Source organism: Pseudomaricurvus hydrocarbonicus (assembly GCF_011602365.1).
Taxonomy (GTDB): domain Bacteria; phylum Pseudomonadota; class Gammaproteobacteria; order Pseudomonadales; family Cellvibrionaceae; genus Pseudomaricurvus; species Pseudomaricurvus hydrocarbonicus.
On record NZ_JAAONZ010000002.1, the window covers coordinates 107,734 to 119,317 of the forward strand.

Below are 11,584 nucleotides of genomic sequence, written 5' to 3' on the forward strand. Positions count from 1 at the left end.
TTTTAAACCTTCTATTTCTGAACAACCTCATCAAGAAATTGGTCAACCGCATGCCACAACGCCAAATCAAAAGTATTTCCGTTAATAACTTCAGGCAAAACTAAATTCAATTCATTAATTGCTTGACGATACTTATCAGATTCCGTTTTTTTGTTGGTTACATTTTTTCTTTTATAACCAAAAGTAACCTGAGGAAAAAACAAGCTGAGTTTTTTTGCTATATAATCAAAGCTTTCATCAAACCTCTCAACACTGCCTATCAATACATCTTTGTCAGAGAGTCTTTCCAAAGCTCTCTCAAAAGTCGACAAAGTAACTCTCTCGGACGGTTTTGAGTGTTTAATTTTCCCTATATAATCAGTTTGATAATCAAAAATAACCTTCGGTGCCTCAGGAGTCATGCGCCAGCGAACATACTCTTCCAGGGAAAGTTTTGATGCCATCTCAGCTCCTTTTGAACCCCACTTCTGTTTTCTCTCAAAGTTATATACTGAGAGCACCCGATCAATAGGATTACGTACAAAGTAAACCGGGATACACTTGAACTCATCCGATTCTGGTAGTGGGTTACACAAGTGATGGCTTGAAATTGCCTTCAGATTTGGATTATCAAGAATAAACTGCCTCAAATATTCCGCCCCGCCCTGACGCATCTCCTTATCGTCACGATGATCACAAAAATCCTTACCAAAGGCTTTTTCCAAAGCATAATCAAATGTAGTACCGGCATTTTTAAATATATGCCCATGAGTAATTACGTAACGCATAACTTTTGCATCTCAAAAAATTAGTTTACAAAATCCCGATCAATTACCCTTCGAACTTCATGTTGACTGAAATGAGATTCAATGTATCCAGGGTATCGATTCAAATAGTTCATACATACATCGGGCTTTTTATATAGGCTCAGGATTTCATCCGCCATGGATTTAGAATCATCGTCAATTGCCATAACACTGTCAGCGTCGGGCAGACCTTCTGCTCCTATAGATGTGGTAGAAATGGGCAGGCCGGCCTGTAGAGCCTCCAGGATTTTACCCTTAACCCCTGCGCCGTACCTCAAAGGAACCACACACACTCTGACTTGCTGATAGAGGTGTGCTAAATCTTCATCCGATAGAAAACCATGCACTTTCACGTTACGACTTTCTAAACACTGAATATCTTCGGGAACATTGGAACCAACGATATGTAAACAGATATCGGGCTCATCAATTATCAATAACGGCAATACATTTTCAACAAACCAGATTATTGCATCGGCATTGGGCGGATGCCCAAACCCACCCACAAACAGCAATCCACTTCGCTCGCTGTGATCATAGGAATTCACATCGGGTTGATTGAGAAGGTAGAGCGGGATTGCTGACACATCCGTAGAGGGTGCAACCTTACGAACTTCATCAACTTCGATTTCTGAAGGGTAATAGACTTTATCTACCTTCTTGAATATTTCCAGTTCACGCCGTTTCCAGTCTTCGGCATCGGCTAAAACCGCAGTGTCACCCAGTATATTGGCTTCACGCTCCGTTCGAAGATAATGCAGGTCATGTCCAAAATAGATTAACTTGGGTTTAGGCTGCAATTGTACCAAGTGATCCACAAAGCCTTCCGTAATATGTGGACGGTGCAGATAGATAACATCGATATATTGGCTATTATCTGAAAACCATTGCTTCCAATTGCGAGCGCTCACCTCACCGTACAACACCTCGACACCCAGTTGCTGAAGGTCTCTCGTATAGGGTAGATGAGGAAAGAAGTTAGCGGGTATAAACTTTACATTTAAACCGGCTTCGACCATTGATTTGATATACAAAAATGTAGAGCGGGAACCAGCATCCTTATCGTAAAAAGGAACATAGTGATCTACAAAAACAACAGTTCTTTTACTCGATGAACGCTCTCTGGCTTGAAAGACATTCTCTGCGTTAGGAAAGTTTTCACTCGTTAATGTAGTCTGCCATTTTTGGCAAAAAACATGTTGGTTTATTGCCTGGTGTTTTTTAATACCACCGCCAAGATCGGTACCGTTGCTGACCCCCTCAAAATGGACAACTTTAGATTCAGGTTGATATACAACTTTCAAACCTTTGGCGCGCATTTGAAACGCGAGGTCTGTGTCCTCATAGTAGGCAGGGCAAAACCGCTCATCGAACCCACCTAGCTCTTTCCAATTAGCACTGGAAAACATGATGCAGGCACCAGAAATGTAATCGGTCTCTCTCAAGTAATTAAATTCCGGGAGCTCCGGGTTTTGGCTTCGACCATAGTTCCAGCCAGAACCATCTTGCCATACTATTCCCCCGGCCTCTTGAAGAATGCCATCCTCAAACAGTAACATGGGGCCAACCATTCCAACACTTCCCTGCTCCTCCAGAACACTTAGCAATGGTGCAAGCCAGTTGCTTTGTACATTGGTATCGTTATTCAGAAGAACTACGTATTCTCCGCGCGCACGAGACACGGCATAATTACAGTTTTTCAAAAAGCCTACATTTTTATCACCACGGGCAACTTGAATATTTTTAATACGTGATTCAATTGTCGCGGTGTGATCTGTGGAACAATCATCAGCCACAATGACTTCATACGAGATCTCGTCAGTATGAGCCAGAATTGCCTTAAGGCAAGACAGAGTAGTTCGATACTGATTGTAGACCGGTACGACAATAGACACTTTAATGTCATCAAATACGGGAAACTCTAACTCCAAATCTTCAGCAATATCAGACTCCGAGAAAATAACAGGGCGCTGCCTGGCAATCTGTTCCGCAGGAAATCTATTGCCGATCCAGGTTTGGGCCGTGGTCTGATCTGCAAGTAATAAAGTCCGAAACAGCTTTTTTAGTCGATACGCACTGACCAACCTTACACTGGAATACGGGTGGCGAAGCACATATTTAATGATCTGTATAGAAAGCCGAAACCGGCTAGAAGACTGATACATTAGACTTTCAGAATCTAAAGTTGCTTCAGAGAAATAATGCTCACCCTCTTCAACCAGCTGGCGGTAACATGTCGAACCTTTAGGATTCAAGCGAAAGAGTAAGTACATTGACTCTATCAGAGAAAAAAGACGCCCTAACGCAGATCGATTAAATGCATCCAACCGACTGTAAAAGCCAAGCATTACTGCTTGCGATTGTTGCTTTTCCTTTTCAAATTCCGATAGAGCCTTGCTATATTTCTGCTTTTCTTCCTGAAGTTCAGATTGAGTCTTACAATATTTCTCTTGAAGTTTTTTTACTTCTCTTGAACTGGCGCTTAAATCTATTCGGAGCTGTCGTTCAGAGCGCTCCCTTTTCAGTTCAAATTCAGACTGCAGCCTGTCATGCATAGACTGAAGCTTTGTTATTTGTTGAGTGCTTGAATCTAAATCGTCCCTAAGTTTTTTCTCCAACCGCTCCCTTTTGCCTTCAAAATCGGATTCGAGCTCATCATACATGGACTTTAGCTTTTCCATCTGTTTTGTATATAATTTTAATTCGGTTCTAATTTGTTGTCCCGAATCTTCTAATTGATCAATGTAAATCCCCAAAGAGGCATAACCATTAAATTGCGAACAGTACTCATCCCAAAGCCCGCCCGACAAAACCTCAGCCATATCGTGATTGTTTGAATTTGCAAGATTTAAGACAACCTCATATATGCCATAAATAAACAGCGGTATCTCATCATCAAGATTTTCTACTGTGTCATTGACACTGTGCCTCAAGTCAGTCGACAAAAAGTGGTCAATAAAATCTTTATATTCTTGAGATTTTTCATCTGGCTCAACAACGTCCAGATCAGCAGCTATTCGGTATAATTCCGTTCGAGGAGATGCCAAAAACAAATCGTAATCGACCGCTGAATACCGTTTTCTCCCGATATATTCCAGGGAGTTGCAAGTATGCCGCCCCCAAAGACAAAGTGATTTTGCTGTTGAAAAACCATTCCTTTTGGCCAGTGAATCAACCACACTTTTCGGGTTTCGGACAACAATCAAATAGCGATCATCCAGCTTGAGTTCAGAAAATATACTCTGCCAAAAAGGCAATAAATTCACTGTCCTCGGATCTTTAAACGCATATGTGTCGACGTGAGCCAAGCGTTCGGTTAACAAATCAATGGCATCACGTCTTTCATCTTCTAACTTACTGGACAGTAAATCCTCAATAGAAATTTCCGACAAGCCATCCCAACTAGAACCCAATGCTGCAAGGATACGTTCATTAATTCGGTAGACACCCATATCCTCCCAGAAGCCTTTATCGTTCTCGCCTTCTGCTGCAGGCATTAAGTCTGGCCCCAGGTCTGCACCTAAGACTTGTAAACCGCGGGTGATCGCACTGGTGCCACTGCGATGCATACCCAGCACAACAATTATTCTTTTTCCCTCAACAGACTCAGTCATATTCTTAATCAAAGAGATCTCCGGCCTTTTTAAGCTCTTCCAAAGTGGGAGCCACAAGGTCTTTCCCTGACAATTGTACCGCGTCACGGTCTGGCCACTTCACATCGACCAATGGGTCATCCCATCGTAGACTACGCTCATGTTTAGGCGACCAGTAATTATCCACCTTGTACTGAACTTCAGCGGTTTCGCTCAGCACTAGAAAAGCATGCCCAAAACCCGCAGGCACCCATAGCTGACGATGATTTTCCGCACTTAAAACCTCCCCGGTCCACTGACCAAACGTAGGAGAACTAATACGGAGATCTACGGCCACATCTAGAACCTCACCCTGAGTACACCGAACCAATTTACTCTGTGGCGAGGATGCGGTTTGAAAATGAATCCCTCTAAGAACACCTTTTGTGGATTTGGAATGATTATCCTGAACAAACACCACCTCTCGACCCACGGCCTCCGCAAATCGATCGTGATTAAAGCTTTCAGTAAACCAGCCTCTTTCATCACCAAAAACAGCTGGCTCAATCACCAATACACCTTCAAGTGGTGTTTTGTTCACTTTCATGAGAACTTCCTACAGTTATACTATTTAGTCAGTTGTCGCTCTTGCCAATCTTGCAACGTTACTCTCAATGCCGACTCCCAATCCGGGATTGTAAGTCGAAAAGACTCTTCTAGTTTCGATACATCGAGACGGGAATTGGCAGGTCTAGGCGCAGGAACAGGGTAATCTTCGGTTGTGATCGGGAATACGGCTTCACCCGACATAGCGGCTTTACTTCCCAAATCAAGAGCACCGTTGATGATAGACTTGGCAAATCCACACCAGCTGGTTTCCCCCCGACAAGCCAAATGATATATACCTGAATGGCAGTCGAGAGCTTTTTGTTTCGAAAGCACCACTGCTGCGGTCACCTGGGCAATCAGCCAAGCGGGTGTTGGCGCCCCCCACTGATCATCGACCACTCTAAGCTCATTGCGCTCGGCGGCGAGCTTAAGCATAGTCAGCATAAAGTTACTGCCCCTCGCCCCATAGACCCAAGACGTTCTGAGAACTACGGCATTGTTACAGAACTCAAGAACTGCTACATCACCGTCAAGTTTGGTTCTACCATATACTGACAATGGATTAGGCTTCGCCTCCTCTGTCCAAGGCTCTTCGCCACTGCCATCGTAGACATAATCAGTAGAATAATGGACCATGATAGCGTTATTGGCTGAAGCCCATTGTGCCAGCAAGGCCGGTAACTCTGCATTTAGCGCTTTGGCTTTAGGGAAATCTGATTCAGCCTGATCCACTGCGGTATAGGCAGCAGCATTCACAATACAGGTAGGCTTGTAGGTTGATAACAATTGATTCACAACGTCAGGATCCGACAAGTCACCATCTTTCCGGCACAAACCTTTGACCTGCCCTAGCGGAGCCAAAGTTTTCAATAATTCATAACCGACTTGTCCACCACTTCCTGTTATCAGGATCATTTCTGCCATACTCCAGGACTAATCATCTTCTACCCGTCCATCAAATTAAAAACCGACAATTGTCCCATACTCGCTATTGGATGTCACAAAAGGTCATTAGCTAGACTTGCCACCATCGCCAACCATGATGGCCAAAGAATTTAACCGCGGAGCGAATAAACCACCATTGATGTTGCCAGCTTTTTTTGCCAGCTCCACCTCCTGCATGATAAACAACCACTTCCGGGTCATAGACATTGATCATTCCTGCAGCAGTGCCACGCAGGGATAAATCAAAATCTTCAAAATACATGAAATAACATTCATCAAACCCACCCGTCTCTTGCCAAAACCGACCAGAGGCCATCAGAAAGCAACCACTGCACAAGACTACGCCCAGGTATTCGCTCTCAAGATCAATGTCTTGATACTCATACCGACGGTTAAGTGATCGAAAAACGGAAAGCTTCTTCAGAGGCTGGAGCAGTCTGGCCCCAAGAACGGCTACTGACGGGTATCGCTTATGGCCAGGAGAGGCAGTGGCACGGCCATCCCACTCATGAATTTTCGGACAGATCAGGCCATAAGACTGATTTTCCGACAACCGCTGCAATGACCGACATATTGCGCTTTTATCTACTCGAACATCAGGGTTCAAAACCAGTATTGAGCTATTTTCTGGCGTCCACTGTTCGTTCGCCATGACGGCTTTGAGCACTAAATTATTGGTCCCACCATACCCGTTATTTGGCACAGAACTCTGCAAAATAAAGGGCCAGGCAAAAAGGCTGGCAATATTAAACTCGGCCTCCTGAACATTAAGGCTGAGAGGGCCATTGTAGAGAAGGTGTAATTGCCCACTTTTGAGCAAGCCCCCCTGTTGTGCTTCGTCGAGGCTTTCTGACAATGCCTGTAGACAATCTTGCAGCTCTTCGAAATTCCAATGATAAATTACGATAGAAATAACAAGATTCATACAAAGCTCAATGGCCAACGATCAAAAGCAATCAACACGACATTGACTGCAAATTTAAAAATGCACATACCAAAGCAGACTAAACAAGCAGCTTGTCAGGCAGGAACCTTAATTATTCCAGGTAATCAATCAGACTCAGCCAACCTGCGAAGATAAGCTCCATAACTGTTTTTCTTCAGCAGCGAAGCCTGCTGTAGCAGTTTCTCCCGATCAATGTATCCCATACGATAAGCAACCTCTTCCAGGCAAGCCACCTTCAATCCCTGGCGCTTTTCCAGTGTTTCAATAAACCCGGCAGCTTCATGCAATGAATCATAGGTCCCGGTATCCAACCAGGCGAAGCCCCTTCCTAGCAATTCTACGTTCAAGTCTCCACGCTCAAGATAAGCCTGATTGACACAAGTGATTTCCAACTCTCCTCGACTGGAAGGGACAATTGATTTGGCAATATCAACTACATCATTATCGTAGAAGTACAAACCCGTTATTGCATAATTTGATTTGGGGTAAGCCGGCTTTTCCTCAATTGAAATTGCGCAATTATTTTCATCGAATTCTACAACTCCAAATCGCTCTGGGTCAGTTACACGATACCCAAACACCGTTGCGCCACTCGTACGCGCAGCAGCTGACTGCAATAGCTGACTGAAGCCTTGGCCATAATAAATATTGTCCCCAAGGACTAAACACACATTATCATCGCCAATAAAGTCTTCACCAATAATAAACGCCTGGGCCAGACCGTCCGGCGAGGGCTGTACGGCATAACTCAAGCAAACACCAAATTGGCTGCCATCCCCCAACAATCGCGTGAAGCCCTCCTTATCCTCAGGTGTGGTAATGATCAATACGTCCTGGATCCCTGCCAGCATCAATACCGACAATGGATAATAAATCATCGGCTTGTCGTATACCGGCAACAACTGCTTGGATATGCCTCGTGTTATAGGATAAAGTCGAGTCCCAGATCCTCCAGCAAGAATAATACCTTTCATTGCCATTTAGCTTTCTCCCTTACCGAGACGACCTAATTTATACCCACCATTTAGCACATTTTGCCACCAATCCTGATTCGCCAGATACCATTCGACGGTTTTACGAATACCGGATTCGAACGTTTCTTCAGGCACCCAACCAAGGTCACGCTGGATTTTTCCCGCATCAATCGCATACCTGACATCATGCCCAGGTCTATCTGTGACATAGGTAATGAGCCCTTCGAAACCAGATTCATTACCACCTGTACGTGAATATGGGTTCTCCGGCATCAGCTCTTCCAGAATGGAGCAGATGGTTATGACAACCTCAATATTTTGACGTTCATTATGACCGCCAATATTGTAGGTCTCACCAACAGCCCCCTCTTGCAACACCCTCACTAAAGCTCGGGCATGATCCTCCACATACAACCAATCACGAATTTGATCGCCCTTGCCATATATTGGCAAGGGCTTGCCTTGTAACGCATTGATAATCACATGCGGAATGAGCTTTTCAGGAAAATGAAAAGGCCCATAGTTATTTGAACAATTCGTAACCACCACGGGCAAATCATAAGTCCGCTGCCATGCCCTGACCAAGTGGTCCGAGCTCGCCTTACTTGCAGAGTAGGGTGAACTTGGGGCATAAGAGGTGTCCTCTGTAAACAAATCTTCTGGCCCCTCCAGATCCCCGTAGACTTCATCAGTGGAGATATGGTGGAATCGAAATGCTTTTTTTTGCTTTTCGTTCATTCCCTGCCAATAACTTCTGGCGACCTCCAATAAAGTATATGTACCCACAATATTGGTTTGAATAAACTCCCCAGGTCCATCAATGGAACGGTCTACATGGGATTCGGCAGCCAAGTGCATAATGGCATCTGGCTGATATTCAACCATGATTTGCTCAATAGCCATTCGGTCACAGATATCCGCTTGGCAAAAACTGTATCTTGGCGACCGAGAAACCATTTCAATGGAAGTCAGGTTGCCTGCGTAAGTCAGTTTATCAACATTGATGACTGTATGGTCGGTATCATTTATCAAATGACGCACAACGGCACTGCCAATAAAACCAGCCCCACCCGTTACCAGAATTTTCATAGACTTCCCATAAACGAAAACGGCCACCCGTAGGCGGCCTGTTATATCAAACCTGTAAAAGCTTACCAGCTATTGCTGAATACTTTCATTGACCCGATCACGCATTTCTTTACCGGGCTTAAAATGCGGAACGTATTTACCGGTCAATTCAACGGAATCGCCAGTTTTGGGGTTGCGACCTACGCGGGGGGCTCGATAATGGAGGGAGAAGCTTCCAAAGCCTCGGATCTCGATTCGTTCGCCAGCGGCGAGGACTTGTGACATATGCTCAAGCATGAGCTTTACAGCTAATTCGACATCTTTCAGTGATAACTGGTCTTGTTGCTCAGCAATCCGCTCTATCAACTCTGACTTCGTCATACCCATTCCTTCGATTAACAAATCTGGAATTGAATCACTTGTCCTGTCCATCAGGGTTATACCAACCCTTTTACAAGCGCCCCAAGTCTGTAACCTGTTGTTTTCAAAGGAGTATAGTCCCGTAGAACTGTCACGGCAAGTGACAATCCCGAGATAATGAGAACCAAGCCATTCCGAATACACACTGCCAGCCCGCACAAAAAAACAGGCCTGCCCCTTGCGGGGAGGCCTGTCCTGTCCATTTACGATCCAAAATGGCTAACTTTTCAGCCGGCCACTTCGTACGAGCATCCTTGCCCTATCGAAATTAGACGCTTCCTTTGACCGATCCTGGCCAACAATGACTTCCATGTGTACTTCCTTGTGAGTGATTATCATCCTCGATTTTAGCCTTCAGCACCAGAGGACAATCGCCGCAATGTTTGTGCGATATTGCTTACAAAGAGTGGCGAGTGGCCACCCCAGGGCGCCTTCTCTTGCTGCGCAATTCACCTTGGAGTGGCGAAAAGAGTAAACTGCAGGCACAAAAAAGGCGACCCGGTGGTCGCCTTTTTCTCAGTAGTTACCTATTGGTAATTACTTGTCCTGGCTTTGCATCTGGGCCTTGATCAGGTCACCGATGGTCGCAGGAGCAGCCTGTTCTGTTGCTTTACCAGAGTGCTCTTTGATAGCAGCGCGCTCTTCAGCAGCATCTTTAGACTTGATGGACAGGTTGATGGCACGATTCTTACGGTCAACGTTCAGAATCACGGCTTCAACTTCGTCACCTTCTTTCAGCACGTTACGGGCATCTTCTACCTTGTCACGGCTGATTTCAGAGGCTTTCAGTACAGCTTCGATGTCGTCAGCCAGTACTACGATAGCAGCTTTGGCATCAACTTCTTTCACGGTACCGGTAACGATGGCGCCTTTGTCATTGGTAGCAACGTAATCGGAGAACGGATCGCTGTCCAACTGCTTGATACCCAGAGAAATACGCTCACGCTCTGGATCGATGGCCAAAATAACGGTTTCCAGCTCATCGCCCTTCTTGTACTTGCGAACGGCTTCTTCACCGGCTTCGTGCCAAGAGATGTCAGACAGGTGAACCAGACCGTCGATGCCGCCATCCAGACCGATGAAGATACCGAAGTCAGTGATAGACTTGATCTTACCGGAGATGTTGTCACCTTTGGCGAATTGCTTACCGAACGCATCCCATGGGTTTTCTTGACACTGCTTGATACCCAGGGAGATACGACGACGCTCTTCGTCGATGTCCAGAACCATTACCTCAACCTCGTCGCCAACATTGACAACTTTGGATGGGTGGATGTTCTTGTTGGTCCAATCCATTTCGGAAACGTGAACCAGGCCTTCAACGCCTTCTTCGATTTCAGCGAAGCAGCCGTAGTCGGTCAGGTTAGTAACCTTAGCCTTGGTGCGAGCACCTTCTGGGTAACGGTTAGTGATTTCTACCCATGGATCTTCACCCAGTTGCTTCAGACCCAGAGATACGCGGTTGCGCTCACGGTCGAACTTCAGAACTTTAACGTCGATTTCGTCGCCAACGTTAACGATTTCTGATGGGTGCTTGATACGCTTCCAAGCCATATCAGTGATGTGCAGCAGGCCGTCAACACCGCCCAGATCTACGAAAGCACCGTAGTCGGTCAGGTTCTTAACGATACCCTTAATGGACATGCCTTCTTGCAGGCTGGCCAGCAACTCTTCACGCTCTGCAGAGTTGGCTTTTTCCAGAACAGCGCGACGGGAAACAACAACGTTGTTACGCTTCTGATCCAGTTTGATAACTTTAAATTCCAGCTCTTTACCTTCGAGGTGAGCTGTTTCGCGTACTGGGCGTACATCTACCAAAGAACCTGGCAGGAACGCGCGGATGCTGGATACGTCAACGGTGAAACCACCCTTAACCTTTCCATTAATAACACCCTTAACAATTTCGTCTGCTTCGTGAGCAGCTTCCAGTACTTTCCAAGCTTCAGCGCGCTTGGCTTTTTCGCGGGACAGTTTGGTCTCGCCGAAGCCGTCTTCTACGGATTCCAGTGCAACCTGAACTTCGTCGCCGATCGCCAGATTCAGTTCGCCAGCGTCGTTTAAGAACTGAGAGGTAGGAATAACACCTTCAGATTTCAGACCCGCGTGAACAGTAACCCAGTCTTTATCCAGATCGATAACAACACCGGTTACGATAGAACCAGGGACCATATCGACGGATTTCAAGCTTTCTTCAAAGAGTTCTGCGAAAGATTCGCTCATTAGGACAACCTATAAGTAACAGCAGAAGTCTATCGGAGGGGCCCA

At 45.6% G+C, this 11,584-nt stretch carries 9 protein-coding genes; all 9 read right to left on the reverse strand.

Features of this window, described 5'->3' with window-relative positions; all coding sequences use genetic code 11:
- Positions 1 to 11: 11 nt before the first annotated feature.
- The 9 genes from G8770_RS02785 to rpsA all read right to left on the reverse strand — a co-directional run bounded on the left by G8770_RS02785 (position 12) and on the right by rpsA (position 11,539).
- Entirely contained in the window at positions 12 to 767 is a 756-nt protein-coding gene (locus tag G8770_RS02785) for a sulfotransferase family 2 domain-containing protein (RefSeq protein ID WP_167181549.1), read from the reverse strand.
- 20 nt (positions 768 to 787) lie between these two features.
- A complete protein-coding gene (locus G8770_RS02790; RefSeq protein WP_167181551.1) occupies positions 788 to 4,411 on the reverse strand; it encodes a glycosyltransferase in 3,624 nt (1,207 codons plus the stop codon).
- Positions 4,404 to 4,964, reverse strand: a complete 561-nt coding sequence (gene rfbC / locus G8770_RS02795; protein WP_167181553.1) for a dTDP-4-dehydrorhamnose 3,5-epimerase — start codon at positions 4,962 to 4,964, stop codon at positions 4,404 to 4,406. The genes G8770_RS02790 and rfbC overlap by 8 nt, the downstream gene beginning before the upstream one ends.
- Positions 4,965 to 4,984: 20 nt before the next feature.
- On the reverse strand, positions 4,985 to 5,890 hold the full coding sequence (rfbD, locus tag G8770_RS02800) for a dTDP-4-dehydrorhamnose reductase (RefSeq protein WP_167181555.1): 906 nt from the start codon (positions 5,888 to 5,890) through the stop codon (positions 4,985 to 4,987).
- Positions 5,891 to 5,981: 91 nt separating this feature from the next.
- Complete coding sequence (locus tag G8770_RS02805; RefSeq protein WP_167181557.1) at positions 5,982 to 6,836, reverse strand: glycosyltransferase family 2 protein; 855 nt, start codon at positions 6,834 to 6,836, stop codon at positions 5,982 to 5,984.
- A 125-nt stretch (positions 6,837 to 6,961) separates the two neighbouring features.
- Complete coding sequence (rfbA, locus tag G8770_RS02810) at positions 6,962 to 7,831, reverse strand: glucose-1-phosphate thymidylyltransferase RfbA (protein WP_167182296.1); 870 nt, start codon at positions 7,829 to 7,831, stop codon at positions 6,962 to 6,964.
- Between the two features lie 6 nt (positions 7,832 to 7,837).
- A complete protein-coding gene (gene rfbB / locus G8770_RS02815; protein ID WP_167181559.1) occupies positions 7,838 to 8,920 on the reverse strand; it encodes a dTDP-glucose 4,6-dehydratase in 1,083 nt (360 codons plus the stop codon).
- 69 nt (positions 8,921 to 8,989) lie between these two features.
- A complete protein-coding gene (ihfB, locus tag G8770_RS02820) occupies positions 8,990 to 9,280 on the reverse strand; it encodes an integration host factor subunit beta (protein WP_167181561.1) in 291 nt (96 codons plus the stop codon).
- A 576-nt stretch (positions 9,281 to 9,856) separates the two neighbouring features.
- Entirely contained in the window at positions 9,857 to 11,539 is a 1,683-nt protein-coding gene (gene rpsA, locus G8770_RS02825) for a 30S ribosomal protein S1 (protein WP_167181563.1), read from the reverse strand.
- Between the last annotated feature and the right edge of the window lie 45 nt (positions 11,540 to 11,584).